The organism is Kitasatospora sp. MAA19, from assembly GCF_029894125.1.
GTDB lineage: Bacteria > Actinomycetota > Actinomycetes > Streptomycetales > Streptomycetaceae > Kitasatospora.
On sequence record NZ_JARXYZ010000010.1, the window covers coordinates 128,855 to 141,998 of the forward strand.

General features: G+C 73.5%; 10 protein-coding genes. 2 read left to right on the forward strand and 8 right to left on the reverse strand.

Going from position 1 to position 13,144, the window contains the following annotated elements:
- Positions 1–156: 156 nt before the first annotated feature.
- From P3T27_RS17820 to P3T27_RS17855, 8 genes are all read right to left on the reverse strand, one after another.
- Positions 157–1,410: a nitric oxide synthase oxygenase gene (locus P3T27_RS17820; RefSeq protein ID WP_280679534.1), complete on the reverse strand. Its 1,254-nt coding sequence runs from the start codon at positions 1,408–1,410 to the stop codon at positions 157–159.
- Positions 1,411–1,531: 121 nt separating this feature from the next.
- Positions 1,532–2,965 (reverse strand): sugar porter family MFS transporter, encoded by a 1,434-nt coding sequence (locus P3T27_RS17825; RefSeq protein WP_280679536.1) that lies wholly within the window; start codon positions 2,963–2,965, stop codon positions 1,532–1,534.
- 153 nt (positions 2,966–3,118) lie between these two features.
- Complete coding sequence (gene egtD / locus P3T27_RS17830) at positions 3,119–4,090, reverse strand: L-histidine N(alpha)-methyltransferase (protein ID WP_280679538.1); 972 nt, start codon at positions 4,088–4,090, stop codon at positions 3,119–3,121.
- A gap of 44 nt (positions 4,091–4,134) precedes the next feature.
- Complete coding sequence (gene egtC, locus P3T27_RS17835; RefSeq protein ID WP_280679540.1) at positions 4,135–4,884, reverse strand: ergothioneine biosynthesis protein EgtC; 750 nt, start codon at positions 4,882–4,884, stop codon at positions 4,135–4,137.
- Positions 4,884–6,227, reverse strand: coding sequence for an ergothioneine biosynthesis protein EgtB (gene egtB, locus P3T27_RS17840; protein ID WP_280679542.1), 1,344 nt, complete (start codon positions 6,225–6,227; stop codon positions 4,884–4,886). Before egtB ends, egtC begins: the two co-directional genes overlap by 1 nt.
- Positions 6,224–7,513 (reverse strand): ergothioneine biosynthesis glutamate--cysteine ligase EgtA, encoded by a 1,290-nt coding sequence (egtA, locus tag P3T27_RS17845; RefSeq protein ID WP_348534110.1) that lies wholly within the window; start codon positions 7,511–7,513, stop codon positions 6,224–6,226. The genes egtB and egtA overlap by 4 nt, the downstream gene beginning before the upstream one ends.
- Before the next feature lie 330 nt (positions 7,514–7,843).
- On the reverse strand, positions 7,844–8,989 hold the full coding sequence (locus P3T27_RS17850) for an aminotransferase class I/II-fold pyridoxal phosphate-dependent enzyme (protein WP_280679546.1): 1,146 nt from the start codon (positions 8,987–8,989) through the stop codon (positions 7,844–7,846).
- 141 nt (positions 8,990–9,130) lie between these two features.
- Positions 9,131–9,595, reverse strand: a complete 465-nt coding sequence (locus P3T27_RS17855; protein WP_280679548.1) for an SRPBCC family protein — start codon at positions 9,593–9,595, stop codon at positions 9,131–9,133.
- Between the two features lie 340 nt (positions 9,596–9,935).
- Between P3T27_RS17855 and P3T27_RS17860 the strand changes: the two genes are divergently transcribed.
- Together P3T27_RS17860 and P3T27_RS17865 are read left to right on the forward strand one after the other, a co-directional pair.
- Entirely contained in the window at positions 9,936–10,742 is an 807-nt protein-coding gene (locus tag P3T27_RS17860; protein WP_280679550.1) for an SAM-dependent methyltransferase, read from the forward strand.
- A gap of 178 nt (positions 10,743–10,920) precedes the next feature.
- Positions 10,921–13,050, forward strand: coding sequence for an EAL domain-containing protein (locus P3T27_RS17865; RefSeq protein ID WP_280679552.1), 2,130 nt, complete (start codon positions 10,921–10,923; stop codon positions 13,048–13,050).
- Positions 13,051–13,144: the final 94 nt, after the last annotated feature.

The following is a 13,144-nucleotide window of genomic DNA, read 5'->3' on the forward strand; positions in this document are numbered from 1 at the left end:
AGGCCGAACGTCCGCAAGCCGGTCAGTGGTAGGCCGAACGCCCGTAGGCGGGGCGGGCGTTCGCGGGTCCGTCGAGCCTTCGTACGTCCGGGGTGAGCCCGCCGGATGTCCGGACGTGCGCCGGGCAGCCACGGGCCCGCGTTCACCCGGTGGGCCTCACCAGGGTTCGCGCGGCACGAAGGCCGGCCGCAGCGACGGGTCCACCGCGTCGTAGTACCGGTGGTAGACCGGGGTGAGCCCGCCGGAGACCGGGGGCACGATCCAGCTCCAGTCCGCCGGGGTCGGCCGGCCGAGCCGCTTCTCCTGGGCGACGTGCCGGAGGAACCGCGCGGACTCGGTGTGGTGGTCGGCGATCGTCACCCCGGCCTCCTGGAAGGAGTGCAGCACCGCGATGTTGAGTTCGATCAGCGCGCGGTCGCGCCAGAGGGTGCGGTCGCTGGAGGTGTCCAGGTCCAGCCGCTCGGCGACGGTGGCGAGCATGTCGTAGCGGTCGGCGTCGGCGAGGTCGCGGGCGCCGATCTCGGTGCCCATGTACCAGCCGTTGAACGGCGCGGTCGGGTAGCGGACGCCGCCGATCTCCAGCGTCATGTCGCTGATCGCGGGCACCGCGTACCAGCGCAGGCCGAGGTCGGCGAACCAGTCGTACGCGGGGTGGGCGAGCGGCACCTCCAGCGTGGTGTCGTCCGGCAGCTCGTACCAGCGGGGGCGTTCGCCGGGGCGCTCCTGGACGAGCAGGGGCAGTACCTCGAAGCGGTCCTCGGCGCACTTCCAGCCGAGGTCGCGCGCGCGGGTGGTGAGCGCGGCGCCGGCCGGGTCGCCGACGACGCCGCCGTCGACCCGGTGGCCGGCGTAGCGGACCAGTTGCTGGTTGACGATGCGGGCGGCCGGGCGGCCCGGGCGGTCGGGGGCGAACACCGAGACCACCGGGCGGATCCGCCCGCCGTTGCCCGCCAGCCGCAGGTGCTCGAAGCACTCGGCGGCGATGTCGTCGGCCGAGCCGAGGTGCCGCAGGTCGCGCACCACCAGGCTGCGCCAGTACAGCCGGCCGATGCAGCGGGCGGCGTTGCGCCAGGCGAGCTTGGCGCCGTAGGCCAGTTCGGCGGGGGTGTGCTCGTAGGTGCCGGTGCGGTCGATCTCGTCGAGGACGCTCCGTATCCGTATCCGGGCGTCGGCGGGGCCGGCGGTGGGCTGTTCGCCGTGGAACCGCCGGATGAACTCGGCGGCCTGCTCCGGATCGGTGAACGGCGGTGGCGCCGACGGTGGTTCGGCGGGTGCCGGGGCCGGTGCCGTGTTCGCGGCCACCGGAGCCGGGGGCCAGACCGGGGCGTGAACGTGGGTGTGGGCGTACGGGCAGCCGCCGGCAGGGGCGGCGGGTCTGCGGGCGCGAAGCCGGTCGAAGATCAAGGACACATCCCTCCTGGCGAACAGGAGTACCGGAGGTGCCCACACCGCCGCAGGGAGTAAACGATTCGGCCCCCGCACCGGCGCTGATGGCGCTAGGGTGCGGGGGCCGAAAGGTCCGACGGTCGGATCAGCCCATGTCTTCCAGGCGGACGCCCTTGGTCTCCTTCATGAACTTCGCCACGAAGACGATCGACAGGGCCGCGAACGCCGCGTACACCAGGTAGGTCGCGGACAGGTTCCAGCGCGACATCGACGGGAACGAGACGGTGATCGCCCAGTTGGCGATCCACTGCGCGGAGGCGGCGACGGACAGTGCGGCGGCCCGGATGCGGTTCGGGAACATCTCGCCGAGCATCACCCAGACGACCACGCCCCAGGACATCGCGAAGAACAGCACGAAGGCGTTGGCGGCGACCAGCGCGACGGTGCCCTGGAGGTCGGGCAGCGTGACGTTGCCGCCGCTGCCGGTGGCGGAGGAGAACGCCCAGCCGGCCGCGCCGAGCGCGACGGCCATGCCCGCCGAGCCGATCAGGGCGAGCGGCTTGCGGCCGATCCGGTCCACCAGCAGGATCGCGACCACGGTGCCGAGGATGTTGATGACCGAGCCGACGAAGCTGATCAGCAGCGAGTTGCTCTGGTCGATGCCGACCGACTGCCACAGGATCGACGAGTAGTAGAAGATCACGTTGATGCCGACCAGCTGCTGGAAGACCGACAGGCCGATGCCGACCCAGACGATCGGCAGCAGGCCGAAGCGGCCGCCGAGCAGGTCGCGGAAGCGCGGGCGGTGGTCGGAGGCGATCAGCCCCTGGACCTCGGCGATCCGGGCGTCGGTGTCGACGCCCTGACCCTCGACGTCGGCGAGCACGGCGCGGGCGTCGTCCAGGCGACCGGCCTGGATCAGGTAGCGCGGGGACTCGGGGATCACCGAGGCGAGCGTGAAGTAGACCGCGGCCGGGACGACGCAGATGCCGAGCATCCACTGCCAGGCCTCCAGGCCGAGCAGCTGGCCGCGGGTGTCTCCGCCGGCCGTGTTCGCCAGCAGCCAGTTGACCAACTGGGATATCGCGATGCCGAGCACGATCGCGGCCTGCTGGAAGGAGGCCAGCCGCCCCCGGTACTTGGTGGGCGCGACCTCGGCGATGTAGGTCGGGGCGATCACCGAGGCGATGCCGATGGCCGCGCCGCCGAGGACGCGCCAGAAGGCGAGGTCCCAGGCGGAGAAGGGGAGCATCGAGCCGACCGCGCTGACGGCGAACAGCAGCGCGCCCGCCTTCATGACCTTGATGCGGCCGTAGCGGTCGGCGAACCGGCCCGCCAGCGCGGCGCCGATCGCCGAACCCAGCAGGGCGGAGGAGACGATCAGACCGGTCACGCCGTCGCCGACGCCGAACTTGTCCTGGATCCCGGAGACGGCGCCGTTGATCACGGAGCTGTCGTAGCCGAACAGGAACCCGCCGAGGGCTGCGGCGGCGGTGATGAAGACGACGAAGCCGAGGCGGTCGGGCGCGGGGGCCTCGACCGCCTCGACCGCCTCGGAGGGCTTCTGGGGGGCGCTCATGATCTTGACTCCTGGTACTCAACGCTGAGCTCGGTGCCGAGATCGTAACCCCTATTCGTTTAAGGCTTGTACGTAGGAACCTCAATTCTTGCTCTGAGCATTAGTAAGGTGAACAAGCAAATGGGGCGGCATTTGTGCCGGCCGCCGCAGGGCTCACGCCGGGGCGGACAGCGACAGCCCGAACCGGCCCTCCTCGTCCGTCCACCAGTGGCTCAGCCGCAGTCCGGCCGCCGCCAGCTCCCCGGCCACTCGCTCCCGGCGGAACTTGGCCGACACCTCGGTGCGCAGCTCCTCGCCCCGGTCGAAGTGCACCGGCAGGTTCAGGGCCGGGATCTTCACGGTCTGCGCGCGCAGCGAGCGCAGCCGCATCTCGATCCACTCCCGTTCCGGGTCCCACCGCGCGACGTGCGCGAACGCGGTCGGGTCGAAGTCGGCGCCCAGCTCGCGGTTGAGCACGTTGAGCACGTTGAGGTTGAACTCGGCGGTCACCCCGGCCGCGTCGTCGTAGGCGGCGACCAGCACCGCCGGGTCCTTGACCAGGTCGGTGCCGAGCAGGAGGAAGTCGCCCGGGTCGAGGGCGGCGCGCAGCCCGCGCAGGAAGGCGGCCCGCTCGTCGGGCAGCAGGTTGCCGAGGGTGCCGCCGAGGAAGGCGACCAGCCGGGGGCCGCCGTCCGGGGGCAGGCCGAGCCGTGCGGTGAAGTCGGCCAGCACGCCGTGCACGGCGAGCCCGGGGTACTCGGCGGCGAGCGCGGCGCCGGCGGCGGTCAGCGCGCTCTCGCTGACGTCCACCGGGACGTACGTCTCCAGGGTGCCGAGTGCGCGCAGCGCGTCCAGCAGCAGCCGGGTCTTCTCGGAGGAGCCGGAGCCCAGTTCGACCAGGGTGCGGGCTCCGGTGGCGGCGGCGATCTCGCCGGCCCGGGCGGTCAGGATGGCCCGCTCGGCGCGGGTCGGGTAGTACTCCGGCAGTCGGGTGATCTCCTCGAACAGCTCGCTGCCCCGCGCGTCGTAGAACCACTTCGGCGGCAGCCACTTGGGTTCGGAGGTCAGGCCGCGCTGCACGTCGTGGCGCAACGCGGTGCTGAAGTGGTCGGAGGGCAGCAGTCGGGTGAGATCGAAAGTGTCCATGACAGGGTGGTCCTCTGTTCAGAAGATGAATGGACGGTGGAGGATCAGTGGTGGCCGAGGAGTTGACGGACGGTGACGTCGGATCCCTCGACCATCACCAGCGAGCCGTCCGGGACGGCCGTCCAGCCGGGGGCGTCGTCGTACGGCTCGGAGGCCACCACCGTGCCGAGCCCGGGCAGGGTGCGGTGGTGCAGGGTGTCGCCCCAGGCCGTCGCGGCGATCGCGTGGCCGTCGGTGAGCAGCAGGTTGAGTCGGCCGGTGGTGTGCGCGGTGACGTCCGCGACGGTGTCCGCCAGCGCCTCGCCGAGCCCGGCCCCCGCCCGCAGTCGGTGCAGGACGAGCGCCCACAGCAGCGCCGAGTCGGAGCGGGCCTCCAGGTCCAGCAGTTCGGCCGGCGGAAGCAGGGCGGCCAGGGCGTTCAGCTTGCCCGGCCAGCCCGCCACCGCGCCGTTGTGGCTGAACAGCCAGCGCCCGGCGGCGAACGGCGCGGCCGCAGCCTCGCCCGCCGCGCAGCCGTCGGTGGCGGAGCGGACCGCCGCCAGCAGCGCCCGGGTGCGGATCACCCGGGCGAGGTCGGCGAACGCGGCGTCCGCCCAGATCGGCCCGGACCGGCGGTAGCGGGCGGGCACCTCGTCGCCGTCCGCGTACCAGCCGAGGCCGAAGCCGTCCGCGTTGACCGTGCCGTACTGCTGCGCCCGGGGCGCCCAGGACTGCCGGTACAGCCCGTGCGGCGGGTGCACCAGCAGCTCCTGCGGCGCCACCGGCTCACCCAGGTAGGCGAGGTGACGGCACATCAGGCTGACTCCAGATCGCGGGCGGTGCGGAACCCGGAGAAGATCTGCCGCCGGACCGGGTAGTCCCAGTTGCGGAAGGTGCCCCGGCAGGCGACCGGCGCCACCGCGAAGCAGCCGCCGCGCAGCACCTTGTACTCGGGCCCGAAGAAGACCTCCGAGTACTCCCGGTACGGCCACGCCCGGAACCCGGGGTAGGGGCGGAGGTCGCTGGCCGTCCACTCCCACACGTCACCGATCAACTGCCGTGCACCGTACGGGGACGCGCCCTCCGGGTAGCTGCCGGCCGGGGCCGGGCGCAGGTGCCGCTGGCCGAGGTTGGCGTGCTCCGGGCCGGGGGCCTGGTCCCCCCACGGGTAGCGGCGGGAGCGGCCGGTGGCGGGGTCGTGCCGGGCGGCCTTCTCCCACTCCGCCTCGGTCGGCAGCCGCCGCCCCGCCCACCGGGCGTAGGCGTCCGCCTCGTACCAACTGACGTGCAGCACCGGCTCGTCCGCCGGGACCGGCTCCACGGTGCCGAACCGGCGGCGCAGCCACTGGCCGTCCTCCTGGCGCCAGAACAGCGGGGCGGTCAGGTCGGCGCGCCGGCGGTGCTCCCAGCCCTCCGCCGTCCACCAGCGCGGTTCGTCGTAGCCGCCGTCCGCGATGAACCGCTGGTACGCGGCGTTGGTGACCGGCGTGGTGTCCAGCAGGAAGGCCGGCAGGTCGACCACGTGCGCCGGGCGCTCGTTGTCCAGCGCCCACGGCTCCGTGTCTGTGCCCATGGTGAACGGCCCTGCGGGGACGAGCACTTCGGCGGGCAGGGCGGCCGCGTCCGCCGGGGCGGGCGGCGGCGGGGGAGCGGCCAGCGCAGGCTCCCCCTTCCGCAGCTGGTGGGTGATCAGCATCGTCTCGTCGTGCTGCTGTTCGTGCTGGGCGATCATCCCGAAGGCGAACCCGGCGTCCAGCAGCGGTGCGCCCTCCAGCGGACTGGCCGCCAGCAGGTCCAGTACCCGGCCGCGTACCTCGTGCGCGTACGCCCGGGCCTCGGCGGGCGGCAGCAGCGGCAGGCTCGGCCGCTCGGCCCGGGGGTGTTGGAAGGCGTCGTACAGCGGGTCGATCTCCGGGTGCATCGGGTCGCGGCCGCCGACGTTGCGCAGCAGCCAGAGTTCCTCCTGGTTGCCGATGTGCGCCAAGTCCCAGACCAGCGGGGACATCAGCGGCGAGTGCTGGGCGGTGAGGTCGCCGTCCTCGACGCAGTCGGTCAGCGCGGCGGTCCGGGCGCGGGCGGCCAGCAGCTCGGCCGCGATGGTCTCGCGCAGCGACTCGGTGCCCGCCGCCGGGGCGGCAGGGGGTCGGACGTCGGTCATGGTGCGGCCTCCTCCGGAGGAGTGCGTCGGGTGCCGGAGCGCAGGGCGTCCAGCTGGTCGTCGGCCGGGCAGCGGCCGCGCGCGGGGTAGCGCTCGGCGAACTCGGCGACGGCGGCGCGCAGCCGCCCGGCGCCGGGCAGGCGGCCCAGCGCGGCGTCGGCGGTGGCGAAGCAGGTCAGGGCGGCGCGGCGCAGCTCGGGATCGGCGACGGCCAGCGTGGCGGCCCGGCGCCAGACGTCGCTGCGCGGCGGGCGCGGACCGCCCGGGCACGCCAGCGGCTCCAGCGCGGCGAGCGCGGCGTCGGCGGCCACCGGGTCGTCCAGCAGCGCGGTGACCAGTGCGGTGGGCACCACCCAGCCGTCCCCGGGCTGGGCGTCGATCATCCGCAGCTCCAGGTGGCCGCGCGGGCGCACCGGCGGGAACAGGGTGGTGCGGTGGTAGTCCAAGTCGGCCAGCGTGGGCGGGCGTTCGCCGGCGCCCCGGACCCAGTCGCGGAAGGTCAGCCCGGGCGGGGCCGTCCACGGCAGGCCCTCCGGGCGGCGTACGCACAGCACTTGGGCGTCCAGCACGTACTGTGCCCAGGCCTCGCTCGGGTCGCCGTGGTCGGGCTCCGGGGCGAGGGTGCGGGTCGGGTCCATCTGGGACCAGACGGTCTGCCGGGTGGACCGGTGACCGGTTGGTCTCCCGTCCAGCAGCGGGGAGTTGGCGAAGGCGGCGACCAGCACCGGGCCGAGCAGGTGGGTCAGCCGCCAGCGGCGCTCCACCGCGTGCGGGCCGCCGGCGTCGCCGGCGTCCAGGCACACCTGCACCGACGCCGTGCCGGTCATCATGATCCGGCCCCAGGGGCCCGCGGAGTCGAAGAAGCGCTCCATCGCCCGGTAGCGGGGGTGGTCCAGGACCATCCGGCGGGGGCGGGCCAGCGGGTCCGTCCCGGTGCCGGTGAGTCGCAGGCCCTGCGCCGCGAAGGCGGCCCGCAGGGCGGTCAGATCGCGTCGGGTGTCCTCGACGCAGGCCAGGAGGCCGGTGGCGGGCGGGGAGCTGAGCTCTACCTGACCGCCGGGTTCGAGCGTGAGACGCGAACCGGAGGGGAGCGAGTCGCCGTCCGGGCCGCCGAGTGGCAGCGACGCCAGTGCGCGGTCGACCAGTTCGGGCCGGACGGGCTTGTCGGGACATCGGTCGTCGTGGACGAACCACTCGACCTCGACGCCCACCAGGCGGGGCGGTCCGATCTTGAAGCAGACGCCCGACACGTGGCTGCGCGCCCCCGACTCGGTCAACGGGGTCACCCCGGTCGGGGGCGATGGGGGGCTCTGCCGGTCGGGCGGAGTGGTACGGGATGTCGGTATCACCGGACTTACCATCCTCGGGGTCACGATTGCGGCCCGAACTACCTTGCCCAGTCTGCTACGGAGCATGCGGGAGCGCTTCGCAAATATCGTGTGAACGTTCGTTTCCGCAGGTCAGGGGTGGTGCGATCGGGTGAATCGGGGGATCCGGGGTGGTTGCGGGAGCAGCTTCCGGGGCGGTGGGAGGGATGGCTTCGGGGTGGTTGCGGGGCGGTCCGGCGGCGCCTGGAGGCGGCTTGGCGGTGGCTTGGCCGTGGCTTGGCGGTGGGATCACAGGCGGTTCAGACGTTCCAGGACGGTCTCCAGCACCGGGCCCGGCAGGGCGTAGTTCAGCCGCAGCGAACCCCGGCCGCCGGGGCCGAACTCGGCGCCGTCCGAGGCCTCCAGGCCGCAGCGCTCCAGCAGCGCCCGGCGGGCCCCGGCCGGCGGCAGGCCCAGGGCGGCGGCGTCCAGCCAGAGCAGGTAGGAGGCCTGCGGCGCGGAGCGGACGGCGGGTCCCAACCGGTCGGTGAGCCGGGTCCGGGCGGCGGCGAGGTGGGTGAGCAGCGCGTTCAGCCACGGGCCGCCCTCCTCCAGCGCCGCCCGCTGGACGGTCTGCTCCAGCAGGCCGCCCTCCCAGAGGCCGAATCCGGCCAGCACCTCGGTGAACCGGGCCCGCAGGTCCGGGTCCGGGACGAGCGCGAAACTGCTCGGTACGCCGGAGGAGTTGAAGGTCTTGCCCACCGAGTTCAGGGTGACCACCCGGGGCCGGAGCGCCGGGTCCACGGTGGTCACGGCGACCGGGTGGACGTACCCGGGGTGGGTGAGATCGCCGTGCACCTCGTCCGAGACCAGCAGCGCGCCCGCCTCCGCCGCCCGTTCGGCGAGGGCCCGCAGTTCGGCGGCCGGCCAGACCCGGGCGGAGGGGTTGTGCGGACTGCTCAGCAGCACGGCTCCGGCTGGGCCGGCGAGCGGGCCGTCCGGGAGCCGGTAGCCGTCCGGGCCGGCGGCCAGCGGCAGTTCCCGGTACGGGAGGCCGGCCGCCCGGCACAGCTGGGCGAAGCCGCCCCACTCCGGGGTCGGGAACAGCACCGGCGCCTGCGGTCGTACGGTCTCCAGCAGCAGGCGCACGGCGGTGCGGGGACCGCACGGCAGCAGCAGGACCCAGTCCGGGTCCACCTCGACGTCGTGCCGCGTGCGGTACCAGCGCGCCACCAGCGCCCGCCCGGCCGGGTCGCACACCGTGTACCCGTACGCACGGTGCCGGACCCGGCGCTCCAGCGCCTCGGCCACGGCCGGCGGCCCGGGCAGGTCCATGTCCGCCAGGCCCATCGGGATCACCCCGGGCGCCCCCGCGCGGGCCCACTTGCTGCTGCCCGTCCCGGCCCGGTCGAAGGGGGCCGCGAAGCCGAACGCGTCGGGTGCGGTGGTGGGCATGGCGGTCCTCCGGCGGCTCGGGGGTGCGCCGCCACGCTAACCGCCACCGGCCCCGTGGTCACCAGGGCGGAGCTGGCGGCGAACAGATAACAGCGAACAGATAACAGATGTCGAAATCTGTTATCTGTTCGCTGTTATCTGTTACTTGTCCCCTGTGATCTGTCGGCCACCCAGATGCGCCGCCAGCCCCCTTCGCCCCCGGCGCATCATCACGGCGTGGTTGGCCCGGAACAGTGGGTGCAGGGGCAGGGCGAGGCGGCGCAGCAGGGGCTTTCCGGGTCGGGTGTCCTCCTCGAAGAGCACCCGGCTGCCCGCGCCGTCCGGGGTGACGGTGAACCGCGACCACCCGTTGAGGTCGCCCCGCATGGCGGCCTCCAGTACGCCGGCGGCCGGGTCGTGCCGTCGCGCCTCCAGCCCGATCACCAGCCGGTACGGCAGCAGCGCGCGCACCACCAGTTCCCCGGAGTCCTCGCCGGTCTGCCGCACGTCGAGGATCTCGGGCCACCACAGTGGGTAGCTCTGCACGTCTTCCAGTGTCGTGTACACAGCGGGCGCCGGCGCCGAGAGCCGCCACACGCCCCGGAAGCGGTAGTGGTTGGGGTCCACGCGCCCCACCCTAGTCCGGTCCCGGCCCGGTCCGGCCGGGGCGGCGGCGGCTTTCGACGGGCGCCGTTCAACTCAACACCTCGGGGGATCCGTCGAATTGGCGCCCGACCTGCGGTTCGCGGGTGAGGGGGCGGTCCCCGACGCCGCCGGCCGGTGGTCCCCGCGCGCCGGCCGGACGGGAGGCGAACGCTTCAAAAAACGCCGCACGTCAGGACGGAGACGTTCCGCTTGCACCCGTTCGGGGTGCGGGGGAGGATCTTCCGTGCTTGTAGTCTCATCTGTCATATGCAGTCGCCGCGAGGCGCTGCATCCCCAGAACCGGAGTGAAGGAGTCACAGGCATGCGGCGACCGAGCTGGGTACCGGAGGGCACGGACCTGGACAAACCGAACGCCGCGCGGGTCTACGACTACTACCTGGGGGGCTCGCACAACTTCGAGGTCGACCGGGAGATGGCGCGCAAGGCGATGGCCCTGTGGCCGGAGCTGCCGCAGATCATGCGCTCCAACCGGGCCTTCCTCCGCCGGGCCGTGACCTTCCTGGCCGAGCGCGGCGTCACCCGCTTCCTGGACATCGGCTCCGGCATCCCGACCTTCGGCGCGGTGCACGAGATAGTCCGCGCGGTCCGCCCCGAGGCCCAGGTCGTCTATGTGGACCGGGACCCGGTCGCCGTCGCGCACAGCCGCCTGCTACTGGAGGACGACCCGGGCAGCGACGTCGTCCAGGCCGACCTGCGCGACGTCGACGACCTGCTGGCCCGCCCCGAGGTGGCCGGGCTGCTGGCGCAGGGCGAGCCGGTGGCCGTCCTGCTGGTCGCCGTCGCGCACTTCGTCACCGACGACGAGGACCCGTGGAAGCTGATCGGCACGATCCGCGACGCGCTCCCGCCCGGCAGCGCGCTCGTCCTCTCGCACGCCTCGCTGGAAGGCCGCCCCGACCAGGCGGAGGACCATCAGAAGCTCTACCAGAGGACGCCGACCCCGCTGACCATGCGCACCCATGAGCAGATCACCGGCATGTTCGCCGGGTTCGAACTGATCGAACCGGGCGTGGTCTACCTGCCGCAGTGGCATCCGGACCAGCCGGAGGCGGTCGGCGAGCACCCGGAGCGGATGACCGGGGTGGCGGGCGTAGGGTTCCGCCCTTGAGCGGACGGATCTGGCGAGGGACCGACGGCCGCGGGCTCCGCGAAGCGGCCGTCGGGCGCACCGTCGCGCCCCCCGCCCGGTCTGACGCCGCCACCGCGCACCCAGCCGCCGTGACCGCGCCCCCCGCGGCGGCGACCGCGCACCCCGCCGCCGTAACCGCGCCCACCCTGGTGGACGAATGAGCACCATCCCGGTGTCCGACAGCGCCGAACGGTTCCACGAGGCCTGGGCGCGCCTGCTCTCCGCCGACCACGGCATGGCCGTCCACCCCGGGCTGCTCCGCGGCCTGGTCGCCCGGACCGCCGCCCTGCTCCACCGCGCCCAGCAGGACGAGCCGTTCGAGCCCCGGCTCGCCGCGCAGGCCGGCGCGGAGCTGGTCGACGCGCACTTCACCGACCCGGTGCTGCTGGCCAGGGCAGTGGAACTGCTGCAGGCCCAGCCGGTCGGCGACGCGCGCGGCCCGGCCCTGACCGGCGCCTTCGCGGCGGGCTGGGCGGCCGCCCTGCGTGAGCGCACACTGCGTGAGCAGGAGGCGATCCGCACCGCCGCCGACACCGCCCGCAAGGAGGCCGAGCGGGCGCTGCGCGCCTCCGAGGCGCGCTTCCGCGCGCTGTTCGAGAGCGCGGCCATCGGCATCGGCATAGGTGACACCGACGGCAACATCCTGGCCGTCAACAAGGCGCTCCAGGAGCTGTTCGGCGCGGCCCCGGAGGACATGACCGGCCGCCGGGTCGGCGACCTCGTGCACCCCGAGGACACCCCGGGCGTGTGGGAGGCCTACGAGGAGCTGATCAGCGGCAAGCGGGAGTACTTCCAGTTCGACAAGCCGTACTACCGCCAGGACGGCGAGGTGGTCTGGACCCACCTGACCGTCTCGCTGATCCGCGACGACGACGGCATCCCGCAGTACCAGGTCGCGATGCTGGAGGACATCACCGACCGCTACCGGCTCCAGGAGCGGCTGCGCCACCAGGCCACCCACGACTCGCTGACCGGCCTGCCGAACCGGGCCGCCTTCTTCGAACGGCTGGAGAAGCTGTTCGAGGAGCCGGAGCCGGGCGCCAGGTTCGGCCTCTGCTACGTCGACCTCGACGGTTTCAAGGTGGTCAACGACAGCCTCGGCCACGACACCGGCGACCAGTTGCTGTCCGCCGTGGCCGCCCGCCTGAAGGCCGCGCTCAGCCCGCTCGGCCACCTGGTCGCCCGGCTCGGCGGTGACGAGTTCGTGGTGCTGCTGGAGAACTGCCGGGGTGAGCAGGAGGCGGTCGCGGCGGCGAAGACGGTGCTCAAGGCACTGGCCGGGCCGGTGCTGATCGGTGACCACAAGCTGGCCGTGGGCGCCAGCGTCGGCGTGCTGGAGCGGCGGGTGTCCACCACCACCCCGGGCGCCGCCGTCCGGGCCGCGGACCTGACGCTGTACCGGGCCAAGGAGGCCGGCCGCGGCCGCTGGACGCTGTTCGACCCCAAGGAGAACGCCCGCGCCGTCAGCCGCTACGCGGTGTCGGTCCGGATGCCGGCCGCTCTGGACCAGGGCGAGTTCTTCATCGACTACCAGCCGCTGTACGCGCTCGCGGACGGCCGGCTGGCCGCCGTGGAGGCGCTGGTGCGCTGGCGCCACCCGCAGCTCGGCGTGCTCGGTCCGGACGAGTTCGTGACCACCGCGGAGGAGACCGGGCTGATCATGCCGCTCGGGCGCTGGGTGCTGGAGCAGGCCTGCGGCCAGGCCGCGGACTGGATCAAGCGGTTCGGCGACGCCGCGCCGCAGCTGAACGTCAACCTGGCGGTGCGCCAGGCGCGCAGCGCGGCGCTGGTCACCGACCTCGGCCGGATCCTCGACACGACGGGGTTCGATCCGGCCCGGCTGCAGCTGGAGATCACCGAGTCGACCGTGGTCGGGCCCGAGGACGAGGCGCTGCGCACCCTGCACGGGCTGGTGGACCTCGGCGTCTCGCTGGCGGTGGACGACTTCGGCACCGGCTGGTCCAACCTCGCCTACCTGCGCGACCTGCCGGTCTCCGGGCTGAAGATCGCCGGGTCCTTCGTCGGCGACCTGCACGATCCGGCGAAGGACGAGTCCACCGGGTGGCGGATCGTCAGCGGCCTGGTGTCGATGGCGCACGCGCTCGGGTTGACCGTCACCGCCGAGGGCGTGGAGACCCGCAAGGACGCCGAGCGGCTGCGGACCATCGGCTGCGACTGGGCACAGGGCTGGCACTTCGGCCGCCCGGTGCGCCCGGGCGAGATCGCCCGTCGGATCACGGAGGAGCCCCAGGGGCGCCCGGTCGGAGGCTCAAGCGCCGAGGGCTGAAGCATCGGAGGCTCAAGCATCGAGGGCTCAAGCGCCGAGGGCTCAAGCATCAAGGGCTGAGGCGTCGAGGGCCCAGCCGTCGAAGGCCCCGACG

What these genes read in the sequence shown, in the direction of transcription:
- P3T27_RS17850 (WP_280679546.1), bottom strand. Translation starts at nt 8,989, where the DNA reads ATGCCCACCACCGCACCCGACGCGTTCGGCTTCGCGGCCCCCTTCGAC.
- egtD (WP_280679538.1), bottom strand. Translation starts at nt 4,090, where the DNA reads ATGGACACTTTCGATCTCACCCGACTGCTGCCCTCCGACCACTTCAGC.
- P3T27_RS17865 (WP_280679552.1), top strand. Translation starts at nt 10,921, where the DNA reads ATGAGCACCATCCCGGTGTCCGACAGCGCCGAACGGTTCCACGAGGCC.
- egtB (WP_280679542.1), bottom strand. Translation starts at nt 6,227, where the DNA reads ATGACCGACGTCCGACCCCCTGCCGCCCCGGCGGCGGGCACCGAGTCG.
- egtC (WP_280679540.1), bottom strand. Translation starts at nt 4,884, where the DNA reads ATGTGCCGTCACCTCGCCTACCTGGGTGAGCCGGTGGCGCCGCAGGAG.
- P3T27_RS17860 (WP_280679550.1), top strand. Translation starts at nt 9,936, where the DNA reads ATGCGGCGACCGAGCTGGGTACCGGAGGGCACGGACCTGGACAAACCG.
- P3T27_RS17825 (WP_280679536.1), bottom strand. Translation starts at nt 2,965, where the DNA reads ATGAGCGCCCCCCAGAAGCCCTCCGAGGCGGTCGAGGCGGTCGAGGCC.